Consider the following 20,572-nt stretch of genomic DNA (forward strand, 5'->3'; position numbering starts at 1 on the left):
TTCTCCGTCAACCAGATGACGGTGAAACAGCTGTCTCTGCCCGAACTGGTCGCCGCCTGCGCGGAGTTCGGCATCGGCAAGGTGGGCCTGTGGCGCGAGCCGGTCCAGGCGTACGGCGTCCCGGAGGCGGCCGCGCTGGTCCGGTCGGCGGGGCTGGAGGTGACCACGCTGTGCCGGGGCGGGTTCCTCACCGCCGCCGACCCCGGGGAGCGGGCCGCCGCCCTGGCCGACAACCGGCGCGCCGTGGACGAGGCGGCGGCGCTCGGCACCGACACGCTGGTCCTGGTCTCCGGCGGCCTCCCGGCGGGCGGCAAGGACCTGGGCGCGGCCCGCGAACGCGTCGCCGACGCCCTCACCGAACTGGCCCCCTACGCAGGATCCCGGGGCGTGCGCCTCGCCATCGAGCCCCTGCACCCGATGTTCGCCGCCGACCGCTGCGTAGTGTCGACCCTGACCCAGGCCCTGGACCTCGCCGAACGCTTCCCCGCGCACCAGGTCGGGGTGGCCGTGGACACGTACCACGTCTGGTGGGACGACCAGGCTCCGGCGCAGATCGCTCGCGCGGGCGCGGGGGATCGTATCCACATCTTCCAGCTCGCCGACTGGACGACACCGTTGCCCGCGGGCGTCCTCGACGGCCGGGGTCAGATCGGGGACGGCGCGATCGACATGCGGGAGTGGCGGGGCCGTGTGGAGGCGGCGGGCTACACCGGTCCGATCGAAGTCGAGCTGTTCAACGAGGAGTTGTGGGCGCGGGACGGCCGGGAGGTGCTGCGGGAGACAGTGGCGCGCTTCCTGGAACACGCCGTCTGAGGGGACGTGGCTCGGACACGCCGTAAACCATTGGTCGATCGTGCCGTCCCGGAGAGAGGCTGTCCCTCATGACGACAACTTTGATCACCGGGGCCAACAAGGGCCTCGGTCATGAGACCGCCCGCCGGCTGATCGCCGCGGGTCACACCGTCTACGTGGGCGCGCGTGACATCGAGCGGGGCAGGGCGGCCGCGGCCGGGCTCGGCGCCCGGTTCGTGCAGCTCGATGTCACCGACGACGCGTCGGTCGCCGCGGCGGCGGCCACCATCGAGGCCGAGGGCGGCCTGGACGTCCTGGTCAACAACGCCGGGATCGAGGTGCGGTCACCGGAGGGCGAGATCATCGGCGCGGCGGACCTGACCGCCGACGTGATGCGGGAGGTGTTCGAGACCAACGTCTTCGGCGTGGTCCGGGTGACCCACGCGTTCCTGCCGCTGCTGGAGCGCTCCGCCGCCCCGGTCGTGGTCAACGTCAGCAGCAGCCTGGCCTCGCTGGCCCAGGCCGGAAAGGGCTACCCGGGGGCCGCCTACCCGGCCTCCAAGACCACGGTCAACATGCTCACCGTGCAGTTCGCCAAGGCGTTCCCGCGGATGCGGATCAACTCCGTGGAGCCCGGCTACACCGCGACGGACCTGAACCAGCACGCGGGCATGCAGACCGTCGAGCAGGGCGCCGAGATCATCGTCCGGATGGCCCAGGTGGGCCCGGACGGCCCGACCGGCGGCTACTTCGACGCGTCGGGTCCTTTGTCCTGGTAGCCCCACCGTGCCGGGCGGACCACCCGATCCGCCCGGCACGTGCGCTCAGCCCTTGACGGCCCCGACGAACGCCGCCCAGCTGCCCACGGAGAAGACCAGCGCCGGGCCACTGCTGTTCTTGCTGTCGCGGACGGGGACGGTGAGGTGACCGGAGGCGATCTCCACGCACTCGTCCTGGTTGCCGCTGCTGTAGCTGGACTTGAACCACCCGGTGAGGGTGGACGCGTCGGAGATGTCAGCCATCGAGGTTTCCGTTCTTGAGCGCGCCGACGAAGGATGTCCAGCCGTTCACGGAGAAGAGCACGGCCGGGCCGGAGCGGTCCTTGCTGTCGCGGACGGGGACGGTGGGGTGGCCGGAGGCGATCTCCACACAGTTGTCGTTGGTACCGCCGCTGTAGCTGGACTTGAACCACCCGGTGAGGGTGGAGGCGTCGGAGACGGTGTGTTCATTGCTCAGCATGTGCGTGTTCCTCCGCTGCCGCTCTGACGAGGGCAAGTGATTCCTGTTGCGACAACGCGTCGCTCAGAGCCAGAGCGTAGGCGGTCTGACATGCCTTCACTAGCGATGGATCATCCATCAAGTTGCCGGTGCTGAAGCCTTCGACATAGGCCACCGGGGCGGAGTCCTCGAAGCTCATGAGCGTGAGGTCGCCTTGCAAGAGGGCGTGGGCTCCGCCCCGGTGCGGAAGTACATGGAGCCGTAACCGTCCCGCCTCGGCCATGCCGGCGATCTTGTGCAGCTGTCCGGCCATGGCCTCGGGGCCGCCGATGCGGTGCCGCAGAGCCGACTCGTCGAGCAGTGTCCAGACCACCGGCTGGCGAGGGCCCTCGAACATGCGGCGGCGCTTTGTTCGGTTGACGAGGAAGTCTTCTAGATCCTCGGTCCTGTAGTTGGCCCAATAGGCTCGGTACAGCGCGCTTGCGTATTCCTCGGTCTGGAGAACACCGGGAATCAGAGTGAGCCCGAACTGCTGGATCAGCGTCGCCTCTTGCTCAAGCTCGGCCGCGACCGCGAAGTAGTCGTTGTATTTCGACTCCAGGTCCTCCAGCCACCGCTCGAAGAACCCGTCCGTCCCGAGCGCCTGGTCGATCCGCCGTGCGTCGTCCGGCTTGGGCAGCCGCCTGCCCGACTCGTAGTGACTGATCAATGTGGGCGAGCACACGATGAGTTCGCTCAGCTGATCCTGGGTGCGTCCGGCCGCGATTCGCCGCAGCCTCAGCTCCTCCCCGTATTTCTCGCGTGGTGTCCTTGGCCTGCGGGCAACGTCCATCCGGCCAACTCCTCTGCTGACGTGGGCTGTGTCAACCCCCCACCTCTAGAAAGCCTAGCCATCGCCGCGCCACGCTGTGACCGGTTCGCCACACACCGCAGTCACCGCACACGAATGGAGATCTAGGTATGAACGAACGCCTGCTTCCCTGGACCGGCTCCGAGGACAAGCCCTGCTACCTCATCGGGGACGGCGACGGGTATGTCTCCCGGGTCGCCGACCAGGTCGAGGGCGTACAGCTCGGCATGGCGGGCAGCCTGCTGGACCACACCGCCGAACTCCTCTCGGGCGAGGGGCTGACCAAGGAGGAACTGCACTACCTGGTCCGGCGCCTGATCGAGTCCCTGCGGGAGATCAAGCGCATCGCGGAGAGCAGGGGCGCGCGGCTGGCCGGGGCGACGGCCGAGCGGCCGATCGTGGAGACTTGAGCGGATGATCACGGGGTCGCCCCGCCGCCGAACGACCGCGGTCGAGCCGCCGTGGCCCGCCGTCGCCACCGTGACCCGGGGGCCCGCCGCAGGCCCCCGGCGGGCTCGGCCCGGACCCGTGCCCTAGAAGAACACCCCGCACCGCAGCAGCACGTTGGCGTACGGGCTCGCCTCACCGGTGCGCACGATCAGCCGCGCCGAAGCCGAGAGCCTCTTGAGCCGCTCGTGCGGGACGAAGGCCAGATTGGCGAACTGCCGCTCCACCAGGTCGAGATGGTCGCCGCGCAGCTCCTCCGCCACCGTGGCCCCCTCCAGCACCAGTTCGTCCACCAGACCGGCGAAGACCTCCGCGAAGGACGGCACCCCGGCCCGGAAGGCCAGGTCCACCACGCGCGGGCCACTGGGGATCGGCATACCCGCGTCGCAGACCAGCACCTCGTCCCCGTGCCCCAACTCGGCCAGTGCGCCCGCCAGATGGCGGTTCAGGATGCCCGACTTCTTCACAGCTGCTCGACCTCCCCGGCCGTCGGGTACGACTCCTGCGCCCCCGCCTTCGTCACGGCCGCCGCGCCGACCCGGGCCGCGTAGCCCGCCGCCTCCGCCAGGCTCGCGCCCGCGCCCAGCCTCCAGGCGAGGGCGGCCGTGAAGGCGTCGCCCGCGCCCGTGGTGTCCACCGCGTCGACCTTCACCGACGCCACCCGGGCCGCGCCCGAGCCGTCGTACACCAGCGCGCCCTCGGCGCCGAGCGTGACCACGACCGAGCGCGGGCCCAGCGCCAGCAGCCCGCGCGCCCAGTCCTCCGGGTCCGCCCCGGCGTCCTCGCCCAGGATCACCCGCGCCTCGTGCTCGTTGACGATCAGCGGGTCACAGGCCGCCAGCACCTCGGCGGGCAGCGGGCGCGGCGGGGAGGGGTTGAGCACGAAACGGGTGCCGGACGGCAGGTTCCGTACGACCTCCGCCACCGTCTCCAGCGGGATCTCCAGCTGGGCCGAGACCACGCGCGCCGCCCCGAGCAGCGCGGCGGACTCCCGAACGTCCGCCGGGGTGAGACGGGCGTTGGCGCCGGGCGACACCACGATGCTGTTGTCCCCGGACGGGTCGACGGTGATCAGCGCGACCCCGGTCGGCGCCCCGCCTTCGAGCACGCCCGACGGGTCGACCCCGGCCGAGCGCAGGGAGTCGAGCAGCAGCCGGCCGTGGCCGTCCTCGCCGACCCGCGCCAGCAGGGCCGTACGGGCGCCCAGCCGGGCCGCGGCGACCGCCTGGTTGGCGCCCTTGCCGCCCGGATGCGTGGACAGATCCCCGCCGAGCACCGTCTCACCGGCGGCCGGCCGCCGCTCGACCCCGATCACCAGGTCGGCGTTGGCCGAACCCACGACCAACAGGTCGTAGTCGTACATCAGTTGACTCCCATGAACCCTTTGAATCCGATGCGTCCGAGAACCCGGGGAACGAGCCGGGGCGGACGGCCGCCCCCATGGTGACCCATGGTGCACGCCCGCCCGCCCGAGTCTTCCCCGGCCGCTTCGTCAGCCGCTGAAACCGGCCACGTTGTCCTTCGTGACCACCTTCACCGGCACCTTCACCGTCTGCTCCACCTTCTTGCCCCGGGACGCCTTGAGCGCGTTGTCCACGGCGATCCGGCCGAGCTGGGTCGGCTGCTGCGCGACGGAGGCGTACAGCGTGCCCGCCTTGACCGCGTTCAGGCCGTCCGGGGTGCCGTCGAAGCCGACCACCGGTACCGACGTACCGGCCTTGGAACCCAGCGCCTTGATCGCGCCGAGGGCCATCTCGTCGTTGGCGGCGATGACGCCCTGCACGTCCGGGTGGGCCTGGAGCAGGTTCGACATCACGTCGAGGCCCTTGGTGCGGTCGAAGTCGGCGGGCTGCTGGGCGACCACCTTGATGCCCGGGTACGCCTTCAGTCCGTCGGCGAAGCCCTGCGCACGCTCACGCGCCGCCGAGGTGCCCGCCTGACCCTGGAGGATCACGATCCTGCCCTTGCCGCCCAGCTTCTCGGCGATCGTCTTGGCCGCCTGCTCGCCGCCGGCGATGTTGTCCGAGGCCACCAGGGCGTCCACAGTGGCCTTGTTGACCCCGCGGTCGACCGCGATCACCGGGATCTTCGCCTTGTCGGCGGCCTTGACCGAGTTGCTCGCCGCGTCCGAGTCCACGGGGTTGACGATGATCGCGTCAAGGCTCGAACTGGTGAAGTTCTGGAGCTGGTTGGCCTGCTGGGAGGCGTCGTTCTGCGCGTCGGTGACCGTCAGGTCCACGCCCAGCTTCTTCGCCTCGGCCTGCGCGCCGGAGCGGACGCCCACGAAGAACGGGTTGTTGAGGGTCGACAGCGACAGCCCCACCTTCGGGTTCGCCGAGGCCGAGGAGCCGTTGTGCAGGAAGGAGGTCGCGCCGACCACCGCCACCGTCACCACGGCCGCGAGCCCGTACGTCGCCGCCTGCTTGCCCTTGTTGCCGCCGCCACCGCTGGTCACCGGGGTGGCGCCCGCCTTGCGGCGCACCGTGTCGAGCAGCACCGCCAGCGCGATGACGACACCGATCACGACCTGCTGCCAGAACGCGGAGACGTTCAGCAGGTTCAGGCCGTTGCGCAGCACCGCGAGGATCAGCGCGCCGACCAGGGTGCCGGACGCCTTGCCGGTGCCGCCCGCGAGCGAGGCACCGCCGATGACGACCGCCGCGATCGCGTCCAGCTCGTAGCCGTCGGCGGCCTGCGGCTGCGCGGAGGACAGCCGGGAGGCCAGCACGATGCCCGCCACCGCCGCGAACACACCGGACAGGGCGTAGATCGCCAGCTTCTGCTTCTTGACCCGCAGGCCCGACAGGCGCGCGGCCTCCTCGTTGCCGCCGATCGCGTACATGGAACGGCCGATGTAGGTGCGGCCGAGCACGAACGCGGCGAGCAGCCCCATCACGATCATGACCAGGACCGGCACCGGCAGCCAGTCGCCGAGCGTGTCACCGAGGTGCGAGACCGAGTCCGGGAACGGGATCGGCACACCACCGGAGATCACCAGCGACAGACCGCGCCCCACCGACAGCATCGCGAGCGTCGCGATGAACGGCGGCAGCTTGCCGTAGGCGATGAGGAAACCGTTCACCAGACCGGCCGCGACACCCGTGGCGACCGCGAGCACGACGGCCAGCGCGACCGGCACCCCGTGCTGGGTGGCGCTCCACGCCAGCACCGTCGCCGACAGCGCGGCCACCGAGCCGACCGACAGGTCGATGCCCGCCGCCACGATCACGAAGGTGACACCGAAGGCCAGGATCGCCGTGACGGCCGCCTGGACACCGATGTTGAGCAGGTTGTCCGTCGTCAGGAAGTCACCGGACAGCGCCGACAGGGCGATGACCAGGACGATCAGCGCGGTCAGCGCGCCGTTGTCGAGCAGCAGCCGGCGCAGGCCGCCCGGGGCGCCACTCGCTCCCGTCGTGCTCTTGAGCGTGTCAGTGGCCACGGGTGGCCTCCTTCGCGGAATCGGTGTTCTGGTGCGTGGGGGTGGATACGGCGAGCGCCATCACGGCGTCCTGGGTGGCCTCGTCGGCCGAGAGTTCACCGGCGATGCGGCCCTGGGCCATCACCAGCACCCGGTCGCTCATGCCGAGCACCTCGGGCAGATCGCTGGAGATCATCAGTACGGCGGCACCGGCGGCCGTCAGCTCGTTGATCAGCTGGTAGATCTCGACCTTGGCGCCGACGTCGATGCCGCGCGTCGGCTCGTCGAGGATCAGCACCTTGGTGTCGGCCAGCAGCCACTTGCCGATGACGACCTTCTGCTGGTTGCCGCCGGACAGCGTGCGCACATGCTGGCCGAGCCCGGCCATCCGCACGCCCAGCTGACCGGCGATCCGCTCGGCCGCCACGTGCTGCGCCTTGCGGTCGACCAGCCCGGCGCGGGTCGCGGCCCGCATGGTCACCAGGCCCAGGTTCTCCTCGACCGAGGCGTCCAGCACCAGGCCCTGCCCCTTGCGGTCCTCGGGCACGAGCCCGATCCCGGCCGCCATCGCGGCGTTCACGTCAAAGCGCCGCAGCGCGGTGCCGCCGACCTTCACGGCCCCGTCGTCGTACGGGTCCGCGCCGAACACGGCCCGGACGACCTCGGTCCGCCCGGCGCCCACCAGCCCGGCGATGCCGACGACCTCACCGGCGTGCACCTCGAAGCTCACATCGTGGAAGACGCCGTCGCGGGTCAGCCCCTCGACACTGAGCAACGCGGCGCCCCTGTCGGGGCGTTGGCGCGGGTACTGCTGCTCGATCGAGCGCCCGACCATGAGCCGTACCAGCTCGTCCTCGGGGGTGGCGGCGGGCACCTGGCCCACGCTCCTGCCGTCCCGGATGACGGTGACGCGGTCGCCCAGGGCGGCGATCTCGTCGAGGTGGTGCGTGATGAACACGATCCCCACGCCGTCCGCCCGCAGCTGCCGCACGATGGCGAAGAGCTTGTCGACCTCCTCCGAGGTCAGCACGGCGGTCGGCTCGTCCATGATGAGCACGCGCGCGTCCAGGCTCAGCGCCTTGGCGATCTCCACCATCTGGAGCCGGGCGATGCCCAGTTCACGCACCCGGGCCCGGGGCGAGACCCGTACGCCGACCCGCTCCAGCAGCTTCGCGGCCTCGGCCTCCATCCGCTTGCGGTCGATCATCCCGAGGCGGCGCGGCTGCCGGCCGAGGAAGATGTTCTCGGCGACGGTCAGGTCCGGAACGAGGTTGAACTCCTGGTAGATGGTGGCGATCCCGAGCCGCTCGGAGTCCTGCGCACCATGGATGCGGGTCTCCTGACCGCCGACGAGGATCCGCCCGGCGTCGGGCGTATAGGCACCGGAGAGCATCTTGATGAGCGTGCTCTTGCCGGCGCCGTTCTCACCGAGCAGCACATGCACCTCGCCCCGGCGCAGGTCGAAGTCGACACCGTCGAGCGCGACCACGCCGGGAAAGGTCTTGCGTATGCCCTCGATGCGCAGCAACTCGTCCGGGTCGCTCACGTCGTGCTCCTTTGCACTGGGGGGAGGGGCGGGGTGGGGATGATGCGGGCCTTGTCCGGTGTCTCACCGCAGGAGCGGCGCACGACCAGCCGGGCGGCGAGGGTGACGGACGCGGCGGGCCGCCCCTCGATCCGGTCGACCAGGGCGCGTACGGCGGCCCGGCCCAGCTCGCCGGTGGGCTGGGCGATCGCGGTGACCGGGGGATCGGTGTGCACGAACCACGGGATGTCGTCGAACGCGGCGAGCGCGATGTCGTCCGGCACCCGCAGCCCGCGCGCCCGGACGGCGTCCAGGGCGCCGAGCGCCATCAGGTTGTCCGCCGCGAAGACGGCGTCCGGCGGCTCGGGGAGATCGAGGAACCCCTCGGTGACCCGGCGCCCGCTGGCGGCCTGGAAGTCGCCCTGGCCGATGTGGACGTCGGGCAGGGGGAGCCCGTAGGCGGCCAGCGCGGCGCGGAACGCCTCGACGCGCTCGCTGCCGGTGGTGGTCGCCGCGGGCCCCGCGATGATCGCGACCCGCCGGTGCCCGAGGGCGTACAGGTGCGCGACGAGGTCCTGTACGGCGGCCCGTCCGTCGGCGCGTACGACGGGGACGTCGACGCCGGGGATCCAGCGGTCCACGAACACCATGGGGGTACCGGTGCGGACGGCGTCCAGCATCAGCGGGGAGCCGCCGTCGGTGGGGGAGACGAGGAGCCCGTCGATCCGCCGGTCCAGCAGGTTCCGTACGTGGTGGTCCTGGAGGTCGGGCCGCTCGTCGGCGTTCCCGATGATGACGCTGTACCCGAGCGACCGGGCCTCCTCCTCCACGGAGCGGGCCAGCTCGGTGAAGTAGGGGTTCAGCACGTCGCTGATGACGAGGCCGAGGGTGTGGGTCTGATCGGTGCGCAGCGAACGCGCCACGGCGTTCGGGCGGTACCCGAGCGACTCGACGGCGGCCAGCACCCGGGCCCGGGCATCCGCGCTGACGGACGGATGCGCGTTCAGCACCCGCGAAACCGTCGCGACGGACACGCCCGCCGCGGCGGCGACGTCCTTGATGCTCGCCACCTCCGGCCCACCTCCTTGTGAACTCGTGACGCTTGGAATCGATTACATCGAGACGAGAAACGATTGGAATCGATTACATGAGGGGTGGCAAGGGGGTGGAGGGTGGCCGAAACGGAATCGTGACCTGGCGGGAAAGTGCGGCCATCGGCCTTCGGGTCAGGGCAGGAGGAGGACCTTGCCCCGGGCGCGGCGGGCCTCGATGCCGGCGTGGGCGCGGGCGGCTTCCGCCGGCGGGTAGGTGCCGCCGAGCGGGAGGACGAGGCCGCCCGCGGCGGCCGGCGCGACCAGGTCGGGCAGGGACTCCAGGAGCCCGTTCGGCCGGGCCGCCGGTGCTGAAGCGCACGCCGCGCGGCGGACATGTCGGCGATGGTGAGCACCCGCGCGGCGTCCCCGGTGAGCGCGACCGAGTCGGCCAGGACGCCCGCGCCGGAGCGGTCGAGGACCCGGCCCACACCGGCTCCGCCCGGTCCTCCCCGTACGGCACGGCGGTGGCGCCGAGTCCGGTGAGGCCTTCGATGTCGTGCTCCCCGGCGGTGGCGACCACGGTGATGCCCCGGGCAGTCGCGAGCTGGACGGCGAGGATGCCGACGCTGCCGCCCGCGCCCTGGATCAGCAGGGTCTCGCCCGCCCGGGGGTCCAGCCGGTGCAGCGTGCGGTAGGCGGTCTCGCCCAGGGTCACCAGCGCGGCGGCGGTCTCGAAGGAGATCTCCGCCGACTCGGGGACGGGCCGCAGCGGCAGGCCGACCTCGTCCGCCTGCTCGACCCGGACGCGGCGACGACGGCTCGCACGGTCCGCCGCCTGGAACAGACCGGCTTGTTACGGCGCTACCCCTGCGCCGACGACAAACGCGCCTACCTGATCGAGGCCACCACGGCGAGCCATGCGCTGCGCGAGCAGGTCGAATCCCTCTGGCACCAACTGGAGGACGCCACTTCGGGCAACCTCTCCCCAGCCGAACAGGCCGACGTCCTCCACGTCCTGGAGGCCCTGGAATCCCGCCTCACCCGGGCCGCCGCGCGACGGGGAGCCTGAGCCCGAGGACCTCATCCTCGGGCGCCGCTTCACTCGTCGGTGAACAACTCGTCGGCGTCCGCCGCGCGTACGGCCCGCTCGGCCCATGCCTCCAGCTGGCCGAGGTCGGTGCAGTTTTCGATGCGTGCGCGGACGGTGGTGGAGACGGGTACGTGGCGCCATTCGAGGAGGCGAAGAAGCATCGCCCGGCTGGTTTCGATGCGCCCCTCCTCGCGCCCCTCCTCGCGTCCCTCCTCGCGCCCCTCCTCACGCACCTGTTCAGCCAGCGGATGACGCCAGAAGTACTGGACGGTCTTCATCAAGTCCCTCCAAATCTGCTTCGCTTGGGAGTCGGTCAAGCAGGAGTCGACAAACTGCGCGTAGACCGACGCGGTATCCGGATCGACGGTCTTCAGAATGGCTGCCAGGGATTCCAGTATGGCCGGAGCCTGGGGTCCGCGTCCGTGTGTCATCGCCGAGAACACCGAGAGGGACGGGTCCTGCTCGCCCCAGTGCTCGTCGGTGATCACCGGCACGTTGTCCGGCCCCAGCACCAGCGGACGCACCGTCATCGAGTGCCAGCCCCGGAAGCCGAACCGGATCGGCCGCGAGGCCCACTTGGCGGTCGTACTGCTCTGCGTGACCACGATCAGCACCGGTTCGCAGCGGTATTTCTCGTACAGGTAGGCGAGGTAGTAGGGCCAACTGCCCCGTTTCCGGTCGTCCACTTTCCCCTGCGACTCCACCACCAGCAGATACGTGCCCTCGTCCGTCTCCGCCCGCATCAGCGTGTCCACTCGCCGCTCGACCGGTTCGATCTCGGTGAGGTCCACGTTCATGGCCACGATCTCCCGCGGCTCGGGAAACGGCACGTGCAGCACCCGCTGCAACGCCTTCGTCAACACCGCGGGATCCTTCTGAAAGATCCGGTGCAGCGCCTCGTGCGACGAGCCGACCATCGACACTCCCTCCTGTCGTACGACGTGACCAACGAGCCGGACCGCAAGAGGTTGCATATGCCTGAGGAATATGACTCCCGACCGCCCCCGCCACCCCTGTCACACCCCGCCGCTACCGTCGTCCCATGGCGCAAGACGCGGGGACGCACACCGGTGAGCGGCGGACGGCTGTGCTCGAAGGGGTGCTGGAGAGGATCACGTACGCCAATGAGGAGAACGGGTACACCGTTGCCCGGGTGGACACCGGGAGGGGCGGCGGGGAACTGCTCACCGTCGTCGGGGCGCTGCTCGGGGCGCAGGTCGGGGAGTCCCTGCGGATGGAGGGGCGGTGGGGAAGTCATCCCCAGCACGGGCGGCAGTTCCAGGTCGAGAACTACAGCACCGTGCTCCCGGCGACCGTCCAGGGCATGCGGCGCTACCTCGGTTCCGGGCTCGTCAAAGGGATCGGGCCGGTCTTCGCCGACCGGATCACCCGGCACTTCGGCGTCGACACCCTCCGCGTCATCGAGGAGGAGCCCGAGCGGCTGATCGAGGTGCCGGGGCTCGGGCCCAAGCGGACCAAGAAGATCGCCGCGGCCTGGGAGGAGCAGAAGGCGATCAAGGAGGTCATGCTCTTCCTCCAGACCGTCGAGGTGTCCACCTCCATCGCCGTGCGGATCTACAAGAAGTACGGGGACCAGTCGATCGAGGTCGTCAGGAAGAACCCGTACCGGCTCGCCGCCGACGTCTGGGGCATCGGGTTTCTCACCGCCGACAAGATCGCCCGGTCCGTCGGCATCCCCCACGACAGCCCCGAACGCGTCAAGGCCGGCCTCCAGTACGCCCTCTCCCAGTCCGCCGACCAGGGCAACTGCTATCTGCCCGAGGAACGCCTCATCGCCGACGCCGTCAAACTCCTCCAGGTCGACACCGGCCTCGTCATCGAGTGCCTCGGGGAACTGTCCCAGGAGGGCGAGGAGGGCGAAGAGCCGGGCGTCGTACGGGAGAAGGTGCCCGGGCCCGACGGAGGCGAGCCCGTCACCGCCGTCTACCTCGTCCCCTTCCACCGCGCCGAGATCTCCCTCTCCGCCCAGCTCCTGCGCCTGCTGCGCACCGACGAGGACCGGATGCCCGGCTTCCAGGACGTCGACTGGGCCAAGGCCCTCGGCTGGCTCCACCGGCGCACCGGCACCGACCTCGCCCCCGAGCAGGAGGCCGCCGTCCGGCTCGCGCTCACACGGAAGGTCGCCGTGCTCACCGGCGGCCCCGGCTGCGGCAAGTCCTTCACCGTCCGCTCCGTCGTGGAGCTGGCCCGCGCCCGCCGCGCCAAGGTGGTGCTCGCCGCCCCGACCGGCCGCGCCGCCAAACGGCTGGCCGAGCTGACCGGGGCCGACGCCTCCACCGTGCACCGGCTGCTGGAGCTGAAGCCCGGGGGAGACGCGGCGTACGACCGGGAACGGCCCCTCGACGCCGACCTGGTCGTCGTGGACGAGGCGTCCATGCTGGACCTCCTCCTCGCCAACAAGCTGGTGAAGGCCGTACCGCCCGGAGCGCATCTGCTCTTCGTCGGGGACGTCGACCAGCTGCCCAGCGTCGGCGCCGGCGAGGTCCTGCGCGACCTCCTCGCGCCCGGCAGCCCCGTCCCCGCCGTCCGCCTCACCCGCGTCTTCCGGCAGGCCCAGCAGTCCGGCGTCGTCACCAACGCGCACCGGATCAACGCCGGTCAGCACCCCCTCACCGACGGCCTCAAGGACTTCTTCCTCTTCGTGGAGGACGACACGGAGGAGACCGGCCGGCTCACCGTGGACGTCGCGGCGCGGCGCGTCCCCGCCCGGTTCGGGCTCGACCCGCGGCGCGACGTCCAGGTGCTCGCGCCCATGCACCGGGGCCCGGCCGGCGCCGGGGTGCTCAACGGACTGCTCCAGCAGGCCATCACCCCCGCCCGCCCCGACGTGCCGGAGAAGCGGTTCGGCGGCCGGGTCTTCCGGGTCGGCGACAAGGTGACCCAGATTCGCAACAATTACGAGAAGGGGAAGAACGGGGTCTTCAACGGCACCGTGGGCGTCGTCACCGCCCTCGATCCCGTCGACCAGCGACTCACGGTGCTGACGGACGAGGACGAGGAGGTTCCGTATGAATACGACGAACTGGACGAACTCGCACACGCGTACGCGGTGACCATCCACCGTTCACAGGGAAGTGAATATCCCGCCGTGGTGATTCCCGTCACCACGGGAGCATGGATGATGCTGCAGCGGAACCTGCTCTACACGGCCGTGACGCGGGCCAAGAAGCTGGTCGTCCTGGTCGGTTCGCGCCGGGCGATCGGCCAGGCCGTGCGCACGGTGTCCGCCGGACGGCGGTGTACGGCCCTCGACTTCAGGCTCGCCGGGAAAAATGATCGATCAAATGAGTCGTGAAGGTCACAGAGCACTTCCAGATGCCCCGCCGAGGGGGCAGGATGAGCAGGTTGGCGGCACTGAGTGCCGTCAATAGGCCCAATGGTCGACCCCGAGTGCACTCTCCTGAGCCAAATGGGGGATGGTAGAGACAGTCAGGGCACCTCGAAGATGAGGCACTACGTCGGTGAGGGAAGACGTGAGCGACAACTCTGTAGTACTGCGGTACGGCGACGGCGAGTACACCTACCCGGTGGTCGACAGCACCGTCGGCGACAAGGGCTTCGACATCGGGAAGCTGCGCGCCCAGACCGGGCTGGTGACCCTCGACAGCGGGTACGGCAACACCGCCGCCTATAAATCCGCGGTCACCTACCTCGACGGCGAGGCGGGCATCCTCCGCTACCGCGGCTACCCCATCGAGCAGCTGGCCGAGCGCTCCACCTTCCTGGAGGTGGCCTACCTGCTGATCAACGGTGAGCTGCCCACCGTCGACGAGCTGACGACGTTCAAGGGCGAGATCACGCGGCACACGCTGCTGCACGAGGACGTCAAGAACTTCTACAAGGGCTTCCCGCGCGACGCCCACCCGATGGCCATGCTGTCCTCGGTCGTCTCGGCGCTGTCCACCTTCTACCAGGACAGCCACAACCCGTTCGACGAGAAGCAGCGCAACCTCTCCACGATCCGGCTGCTCGCCAAGCTTCCGACGATCGCGGCGTACGCGTACAAGAAGTCGATCGGCCACCCGTTCGTCTACCCGCGCAACGACCTCGGCTACGTCGAGAACTTCCTGCGCATGACCTTCTCGGTCCCCGCCGACGAGTACGAGCTGGACCCGGTCGTCGTCTCCGCGCTGGACAAGCTGCTGATCCTGCACGCCGACCACGAGCAGAACTGTTCGACCTCCACGGTCCGCCTCGTCGGCTCCTCGCAGGCCAACATGTTCGCGTCGATCTCGGCCGGCATCAACGCGCTCTGGGGCCCGCTGCACGGCGGCGCCAACCAGTCCGTCCTGGAGATGCTGGAAGGCATCCGCGACTCGGGCTCCGACGTCGACACCTTCATCCGCAAGGTGAAGAACAAGGAGGACGGCGTCCGCCTGATGGGCTTCGGCCACCGGGTCTACAAGAACTTCGACCCGCGCGCCAAGATCATCAAGGCCGCCGCGCACGACGTCCTCTCGGCCCTCGGCAAGTCCGACGAGCTGCTGGACATCGCGCTCAAGCTGGAGGAGCACGCGCTCTCCGACGACTACTTCGTCTCGCGCAGCCTCTACCCGAACGTGGACTTCTACACCGGCCTGATCTACCGGGCCATGGGCTTCCCGGCCGAGATGTTCACCGTGCTGTTCTCCCTCGGCCGCCTCCCGGGCTGGATCGCCCAGTGGACCGAGATGATCAAGGAGCCCGGCTCCCGCATCGGCCGCCCGCGCCAGATCTACACGGGCGTCGTCGAGCGCGACTTCGTGCCGGTCGAGGCCCGCTGAGCCTGACGGCACCGCCTGGGAGACAGGCAAAGAAGAAGGCGCCCTGAGTCGCCGGTCCCCCCACGGGCCGACGACCAGGGCGCCTTCCCATGTCCCGGTGCGGATTCCCCCCACGGGATCCGGGCCGGGCGCTCGGAGAGGACAGCGCCTGAATCGCTGTCTGATTGCGGTCTGCCGGGACAAGCACGCCGGGAGGGCCGCTCAAAGCTTCCCGGTGTACGTGCCCCGGCAACGCATCTCCGGGGACGTCCCCCAAGACATCCCCAGACGTCGGAACAGCGCCCCCCAAGACGCCGATCCGACATCGCCAACTTAGACCTTCGAACCCCTTCGATGGTTACGTTCACATCACTGTGATCTGCGTCTCTTGCATATGTCCCTTTGCTGCGCAAGAGCCCCGATCTGTCGATCGGGGCCTGCGCGTAAGGAAGATGCGCGAGCCTTGTGAAGAGCTTATGTGAGGCTCGCGCCCGTCTCTAGGGGGATTCCGGTTTCGACTTGGAGTGGAATCTCACCGGAACCGGCGCAGCCGCAGGCTGTTGGTCACCACGAAGACCGAGGAGAAGGCCATCGCGGCGCCCGCGATCATGGGGTTCAGCAGCCCGGCGGCGGCCAGCGGCAGCGCCGCCACGTTGTAGCCGAACGCCCAGACGAGGTTGCCCTTGATCGTGGCCAGCGTCCGCCGGGACAGCCGGATCGCGTCGGCGGCCGTCCGCAGATCACCGCGGACCAGCGTCAGATCGCCCGCCTCGATCGCCGCGTCCGTGCCGGTGCCCATCGCGAGGCCCAGATCGGCGGTGGCGAGGGCCGCCGCGTCGTTGACCCCGTCGCCGACCATGGCCACCGCCCGGCCCTCGGCCTGGAGGCGCCGTACGACGTCCACCTTGTCCTCGGGCAGCACCTCGGCGTGCACATGGGCCGCGTCGATGCCGACGGCCCTGGCGACCGACTCGGCGACCGTCCGGTTGTCCCCGGTGAGCAGCACCGGCGTCAGCCCGAGGGCGCGCAGCCCGCGGATCGCCTCGGCGCTGGTGTCCTTGATCGCGTCGGCCACCGCGAGGACCCCGCGGGCCCGGCCGTCCCAGCCCGCCAGGACGGCCGTACGGCCCTCCCGCTCCGCCTCGGCGGCCGCCCGGGCCACGTCCCCGGGAACGTCGTCGTACAGGCGCCCCACGGCCACCTCGCGGCCGTCCACGCGCCCGCGCACGCCCCGCCCGGGGACGTTCTCGAAGTGCTCGACGGACGGGAGCGCCCCGGCGCGTTCCTCGGCGCCGGCCGCGATGGCGCGGGCGACCGGGTGCTCGGAGGCGTGCTCCAGGGCGCCCGCGAGGCGCAGCAGCTCCTTCTCGTCCTCGCCCTCGGCGGCGTACACCGTCTGGAGGGTCATCCGGCCGGTGGTGACGGTGCCGGTCTTGTCCAGGACGACGGTGTCGACGCGCCGGGTGGACTCCAGGACCTCGGGGCCCTTGATCAGGATGCCGAGCTGGGCGCCGCGCCCGGTGCCGACCATCAGCGCGGTCGGCGTGGCGAGGCCCAGCGCGCAGGGGCAGGCGATGATCAGCACGGCGACGGCGGCGGTGAACGCGGCGACCGCGTCCCCGGTGACGCCGAGCCAGGTGCCGAAGGTGGCGAGCGCGATCAGGATGACCACGGGCACGAACACCGCGGAGACCCGGTCGGCGAGCCGCTGCACCTCGGCCTTGCCGTTCTGCGCGTCCTCCACCAGCCGGGCCATCCGCGCCAGCTGGGTGTCGGCGCCGACCCGGGTGGCCTCGACGACGAGCCGGCCGCCCGCGTTGACCGTGGCGCCGGTGACCCGGTCGCCGGGGCCGACGTCCACCGGCACCGACTCGCCGGTCAGCATGGACGCGTCGACCGCGGAGAGGCCCTCGACCACGGTGCCGTCGGTGGCGACCTTCTCGCCGGGCCGTACGACGAACCGGTCGCCGACCGCCAGCGCGGAGACCGGCACCCGCACTTCACGGCCGTCCCGCAACACCGCCACGTCCTTCGCGCCCAGCTCCAGCAGCGCCTTCAGGGCCGCACCGGCGCGCCGCTTGGAGCGGGCCTCCAGATAGCGGCCGAGCAGGATCAGGGCGATGACGCCGGAGGCGACCTCCAGGTAGATGGTGGCGGCGCCGTCCGTGCGGGAGACGGTGAGGCGGAACTCGTCGTGCATGCCGGTCATCCCGGCGCGGCCGAGGAACAGGGCCCACAGCGACCAGCCGAACGCGGCCAGCGTGCCGACCGAGACCAGGGTGTCCATGGTGGCCGCGCCGTGCCGGGCGTTGGTCCAGGCGGCGCGGTGGAAGGGCGCGCCGCCCCAGACGACGACGGGCGCGGCGAGGGTGAGCGAGAGCCACTGCCAGTTGTCGAACTGGAGGGCCGGGACCATCGCGAGCAGTACGACGGGCAGCGCGAGCAGCGCGGAGACGAGCAGCCGGTGGCGCAGCGCGCCGAGTTCGGGGTCCTGCCCGGCGGAATCCGGGGCCGCGGCCTCGGGTTCGGGCCGCGGCGGGGCGGGTTCCTCGGCGGTGTACCCGGTCTTGACGACGGTGGCGATCAGGTCGGCGACCTCGACGCCCGCGCCGTAGCTGACCTTCGCCTTCTCGGTGGCGAAGTTGACGGTGGCGCTGACGCCGTCCATCCGGTTGAGCTTCTTCTCCACGCGCGCCGCGCAGGAGGCGCAGGTCATCCCGCCGATGAGCAGTTCGACCTCGGACGCCGCACCCGAGGGTGCCGTGCCGGGGGATGCCGCGCCGGGGGTTATGGCGGTGTCCGCTTGCTCTGCGATGGTGCTGGTCATGTCCGGACTCCAGACATCGGACCGGACCGCGCGGAGCCAGTATCAGCTGGTCGGCACGGCCGGTCGGGGCTGTGGAAGGGCGGTGCTCAGGCCTTGCCGGCCAGCTCGAAGCCGGCCTCGTCCACGGCGGCGCGGACGGCCTCGTCGTCCAGCGGGGCCGCGGAGACGACGGTCACCTCGCCGCTCGACGCGACGGCCTTCACCGAGGTCACGCCGGGGAGCTGGGAGATCTCGCCGGAGACGGATCCCTCGCAGTGCCCGCAGCTCATGCCGGTCACCCGGTAGACGGTGGTGACGGAGGCCGGGGTGTCGGTCTGGGCGCTCATGTCGTTCTCCTCGTCGTGGCACGTGGGGCCGGTGGTGTTCACCGGTGCTGTTCCCGATGGTTTCCCCACCCTCGCCAGAGTATACCCCTAGGGGGTATTTTTCCAAGGAGGATACGGAGGATTGCGTCGGGCGAGTGACAGCGCCCAGGAGAGTCCGGCCAGTGCGACGAGGGCCGGGCCGAGGGCGGAGACGAGGGTCAGCAGATGCTGCTGGGCGGCGCTCGGCTGCGGCGGGTACCCCGGCGCGAACAGCCCGCTCTCCACGCCCCGTCCGGTGAGCCGTACGACCAGCCAGGGCGCGAGGCCGCGCGCCGTGTCCGCCAGCGTGTGCAGCAGGGCGGCGCCCATCCAGGCGGCGACCACCGGCGGGGCGTACCGGAAGCGGCCGTCGGGGCGGCGCAGCGCCAGCAGCACCCCGCCCGCGACCGCGGTCCAGACGCCCTGTCCGAGGGGCGCGAGCAGCCCGCGCACCAGCTCCGTCTCCAGCTGCCCCCAGGGGTCCGGGGCCCACAGGGCCGCGTCGAGGGCGTGCCCGGTGCTCTCCAGGGCCGCGAAGCCGGCGCCCACGGCAGCGCCCAGCACCAGCCCGGCCCGCATGCCGTGGACGGCGGGCAGCCGGCGCAGCGCGAACACCAGCGCCGCCAGCTTGGCCGCCTCCTCGGCCAGCGCGACGGACAGATACCCGCCCAGGGAGGGGTGCGGCACGGACGAGACCGCGAGGGAGGCGCCGAGCACCCCGAGCGCGCCGCCCGCCAGGAAGCAGCCGAGCACCGCGCTGACGCCGAGGTCGCGGCCGTGTCGTTCGTACGCCCACAGCACGAGGGCCACCGGCGCCAGGAACGCGCCCAGCAGGACCGGCACCACGAGCGCCGCCGTGCTCCGCAGCGCGAGCGCGAGTCCCGCGGCCGGCACCCACACCGCGAGCCCGCCGGTCAGGCAGCGCCGCCACAGGCCCGCGCCGATACGGGGGTACGGGGGCGGGGGCTGCTGCGGATGGGGGATGCGGGCCTTGGGTGTGCCGGGCGGCGGGGGGTGGCTCACGTGGGTCGTCCCGTCGGGCGGGGGCAAGGGCGGGTCAACGGGTGGTGCGCGCAGGAGGCGTGAGGGGTCGTGGGTGATTCCTCCGCACCTTAGGCAGATGTGCCGGTCCGTCGCCGTTCACCTGCGCCGTACGCGTGATGGCCGGAGGGCGGCGGCGCGCGGTGGCGTGACAGGGTGAGCCGCATGAGAGCGGTGGTGTTCGAGGAGTTCGGGAGGCCCGCCGAGGTGCGGGAGGTGCCCGACCCGGCGCCCGCGGAGCACGGGGTCGTGGTGCGGGTCGAGGCGACCGGGCTGTGCCGCAGCGACTGGCACGGCTGGATGGGCCACGACACGGACATCGTGCTGCCGCATGTGCCGGGGCACGAACTGGCCGGTGTTCTCGAGGCGGTGGGCGCCCGGGTGACCGGATGGCGGCCCGGCGACCGGGTCACCGTGCCGTTCGTCTGCGCCTGCGGCACCTGTCCGGCCTGCGCGGCGGGCGATCAGCAGGTGTGCGAGCGGCAGACCCAGCCCGGCTTCAGCCACTGGGGCTCCTTCGCCGAGTACGTCGCCCTCGACCACGCCGACGTCAACCTGGTGGCGATCCCGGACGGCATGGCGCCCGGCACCGCCGCGGGCCTCGGCTGCCGCTTCGCCACCGCCTTCCGCGCCGTGGTGGAGCAGGGGCGGGCCGCGGCCGGCCAGTGGGTCGCGGTGCACGGCTGCGGCGGGGTCGGCCTGTCCGCGGTGATGATCGCGGCGGCGGCCGGGGCGCGGGTGGTCGCCGTCGACATCGCGCCCGGGGCGCTGGAGCTGGCGCGGAGGTTCGGCGCGGCGCACTGCCTGGACGCCGGCACGGTGCCCGACACGGCCGCCGCGGTACGGGAGTTGACCGGCGGCGGCGCCCACCTCTCCCTGGACGCCCTCGGCTCGCCCGCCACCTGCGCCGCCTCCGTCGGCTCCCTGCGCCGCCGCGGCCGGCATGTCCAGGTCGGACTGCTGCCCTCGGCCGACGGCACCACCCCGGTACCGATGGCCCGCGTCATCGCGCGGGAACTGGAACTCCTGGGCAGCCATGGCATGGCCGCCCACGCCTACCCCGGCATGCTGGAACTGGTCCGCTCCGGCGTGCTGCGCCCGGACCTCCTGGTGACCTCCTCGATCCCGCTCGACGCGGCCCCGGCGGCCCTCGCCCGGATGGGCCGGGCGCCGGGGGCCGGGGTGACGGTCATCGAGCCGTGGTCGTAACTCCGTCGTAG

At 71.4% G+C, this 20,572-nt stretch carries 19 protein-coding genes; 7 read left to right on the forward strand and 12 right to left on the reverse strand.

Annotation, left to right across the window (positions count from 1 at the left end; all coding sequences use genetic code 11):
* Positions 1-15: 15 nt before the first annotated feature.
* On the forward strand, positions 16-813 hold the full coding sequence (locus QHG49_RS22445; RefSeq protein ID WP_301492889.1) for a sugar phosphate isomerase/epimerase: 798 nt from the start codon (positions 16-18) through the stop codon (positions 811-813).
* A 68-nt stretch (positions 814-881) separates the two neighbouring features.
* Positions 882-1,571 (forward strand): SDR family NAD(P)-dependent oxidoreductase, encoded by a 690-nt coding sequence (locus tag QHG49_RS22450; protein WP_301490945.1) that lies wholly within the window; start codon positions 882-884, stop codon positions 1,569-1,571.
* A 45-nt stretch (positions 1,572-1,616) separates the two neighbouring features.
* Here QHG49_RS22450 and QHG49_RS22455 read toward each other — a convergent pair whose 3' ends face one another.
* Genes QHG49_RS22455 through QHG49_RS22465 form a run of 3 tightly spaced genes read right to left on the reverse strand, consistent with a single transcriptional unit; the run spans position 1,617 to position 2,842 of the window.
* Positions 1,617-1,814 carry a DUF397 domain-containing protein gene (locus QHG49_RS22455; RefSeq protein WP_301490947.1) on the reverse strand — a complete coding sequence of 66 codons (198 nt, stop codon included), beginning with the start codon at positions 1,812-1,814 and terminating at the stop codon, positions 1,617-1,619.
* Positions 1,807-2,031: a DUF397 domain-containing protein gene (locus tag QHG49_RS22460; RefSeq protein ID WP_301490948.1), complete on the reverse strand. Its 225-nt coding sequence runs from the start codon at positions 2,029-2,031 to the stop codon at positions 1,807-1,809. Before QHG49_RS22460 ends, QHG49_RS22455 begins: the two co-directional genes overlap by 8 nt.
* Positions 2,018-2,842 carry a helix-turn-helix transcriptional regulator gene (locus tag QHG49_RS22465; protein WP_159701543.1) on the reverse strand — a complete coding sequence of 275 codons (825 nt, stop codon included), beginning with the start codon at positions 2,840-2,842 and terminating at the stop codon, positions 2,018-2,020. The genes QHG49_RS22460 and QHG49_RS22465 overlap by 14 nt, the downstream gene beginning before the upstream one ends.
* 128 nt (positions 2,843-2,970) lie before the next feature.
* On the opposite strand from QHG49_RS22465, the gene QHG49_RS22470 reads away from it, so the two are divergent.
* Positions 2,971-3,270: a hypothetical protein gene (locus tag QHG49_RS22470; protein WP_159701540.1), complete on the forward strand. Its 300-nt coding sequence runs from the start codon at positions 2,971-2,973 to the stop codon at positions 3,268-3,270.
* Between the two features lie 123 nt (positions 3,271-3,393).
* Here QHG49_RS22470 and rbsD read toward each other — a convergent pair whose 3' ends face one another.
* The 5 genes from rbsD to QHG49_RS22495 all read right to left on the reverse strand — a co-directional run bounded on the left by rbsD (position 3,394) and on the right by QHG49_RS22495 (position 9,323).
* Entirely contained in the window at positions 3,394-3,774 is a 381-nt protein-coding gene (gene rbsD, locus QHG49_RS22475; protein ID WP_301490957.1) for a D-ribose pyranase, read from the reverse strand.
* Positions 3,771-4,670 (reverse strand): ribokinase, encoded by a 900-nt coding sequence (locus QHG49_RS22480; RefSeq protein WP_159701534.1) that lies wholly within the window; start codon positions 4,668-4,670, stop codon positions 3,771-3,773. The genes rbsD and QHG49_RS22480 overlap by 4 nt, the downstream gene beginning before the upstream one ends.
* Before the next feature lie 129 nt (positions 4,671-4,799).
* Entirely contained in the window at positions 4,800-6,749 is a 1,950-nt protein-coding gene (locus tag QHG49_RS22485; RefSeq protein WP_301490958.1) for a substrate-binding domain-containing protein, read from the reverse strand.
* Entirely contained in the window at positions 6,739-8,274 is a 1,536-nt protein-coding gene (locus QHG49_RS22490) for a sugar ABC transporter ATP-binding protein (protein WP_301490959.1), read from the reverse strand. Before QHG49_RS22490 ends, QHG49_RS22485 begins: the two co-directional genes overlap by 11 nt.
* Positions 8,271-9,323: a LacI family DNA-binding transcriptional regulator gene (locus tag QHG49_RS22495; RefSeq protein WP_301490961.1), complete on the reverse strand. Its 1,053-nt coding sequence runs from the start codon at positions 9,321-9,323 to the stop codon at positions 8,271-8,273. Before QHG49_RS22495 ends, QHG49_RS22490 begins: the two co-directional genes overlap by 4 nt.
* Before the next feature lie 643 nt (positions 9,324-9,966).
* Between QHG49_RS22495 and QHG49_RS22500 the strand changes: the two genes are divergently transcribed.
* Positions 9,967-10,356 (forward strand): MarR family winged helix-turn-helix transcriptional regulator, encoded by a 390-nt coding sequence (locus QHG49_RS22500; RefSeq protein ID WP_301490963.1) that lies wholly within the window; start codon positions 9,967-9,969, stop codon positions 10,354-10,356.
* 29 nt (positions 10,357-10,385) lie between these two features.
* Here QHG49_RS22500 and QHG49_RS22505 read toward each other — a convergent pair whose 3' ends face one another.
* Positions 10,386-11,294, reverse strand: coding sequence for a hypothetical protein (locus QHG49_RS22505; RefSeq protein ID WP_159708185.1), 909 nt, complete (start codon positions 11,292-11,294; stop codon positions 10,386-10,388).
* A 125-nt stretch (positions 11,295-11,419) separates the two neighbouring features.
* Here QHG49_RS22505 and QHG49_RS22510 point away from each other — a divergent pair, with 125 nt between their 5' ends.
* Positions 11,420-13,693 carry an ATP-dependent RecD-like DNA helicase gene (locus tag QHG49_RS22510; RefSeq protein WP_301490965.1) on the forward strand — a complete coding sequence of 758 codons (2,274 nt, stop codon included), beginning with the start codon at positions 11,420-11,422 and terminating at the stop codon, positions 13,691-13,693.
* 178 nt (positions 13,694-13,871) lie between these two features.
* On the forward strand, positions 13,872-15,161 hold the full coding sequence (locus QHG49_RS22515) for a citrate synthase (RefSeq protein ID WP_037651658.1): 1,290 nt from the start codon (positions 13,872-13,874) through the stop codon (positions 15,159-15,161).
* A 511-nt stretch (positions 15,162-15,672) separates the two neighbouring features.
* Here QHG49_RS22515 and QHG49_RS22520 read toward each other — a convergent pair.
* The 3 genes from QHG49_RS22520 to QHG49_RS22530 all read right to left on the reverse strand — a co-directional run bounded on the left by QHG49_RS22520 (position 15,673) and on the right by QHG49_RS22530 (position 19,334).
* Positions 15,673-17,967 (reverse strand): cation-translocating P-type ATPase, encoded by a 2,295-nt coding sequence (locus QHG49_RS22520; RefSeq protein WP_159701519.1) that lies wholly within the window; start codon positions 17,965-17,967, stop codon positions 15,673-15,675.
* Between the two features lie 86 nt (positions 17,968-18,053).
* Positions 18,054-18,293 (reverse strand): heavy-metal-associated domain-containing protein, encoded by a 240-nt coding sequence (locus QHG49_RS22525; RefSeq protein ID WP_145485409.1) that lies wholly within the window; start codon positions 18,291-18,293, stop codon positions 18,054-18,056.
* An 87-nt stretch (positions 18,294-18,380) separates the two neighbouring features.
* Positions 18,381-19,334, reverse strand: coding sequence for a PrsW family glutamic-type intramembrane protease (locus QHG49_RS22530; protein ID WP_301490969.1), 954 nt, complete (start codon positions 19,332-19,334; stop codon positions 18,381-18,383).
* A 183-nt stretch (positions 19,335-19,517) separates the two neighbouring features.
* Between QHG49_RS22530 and QHG49_RS22535 the strand changes: the two genes are divergently transcribed.
* Positions 19,518-20,561 (forward strand): zinc-dependent alcohol dehydrogenase family protein, encoded by a 1,044-nt coding sequence (locus QHG49_RS22535; RefSeq protein ID WP_301490970.1) that lies wholly within the window; start codon positions 19,518-19,520, stop codon positions 20,559-20,561.
* Positions 20,562-20,572: the final 11 nt, after the last annotated feature.

Origin of the sequence: Streptomyces sp. WP-1, from assembly GCF_030450125.1 — a bacterium.
Taxonomy (GTDB): Bacteria; Actinomycetota; Actinomycetes; order Streptomycetales; family Streptomycetaceae; genus Streptomyces; species Streptomyces incarnatus.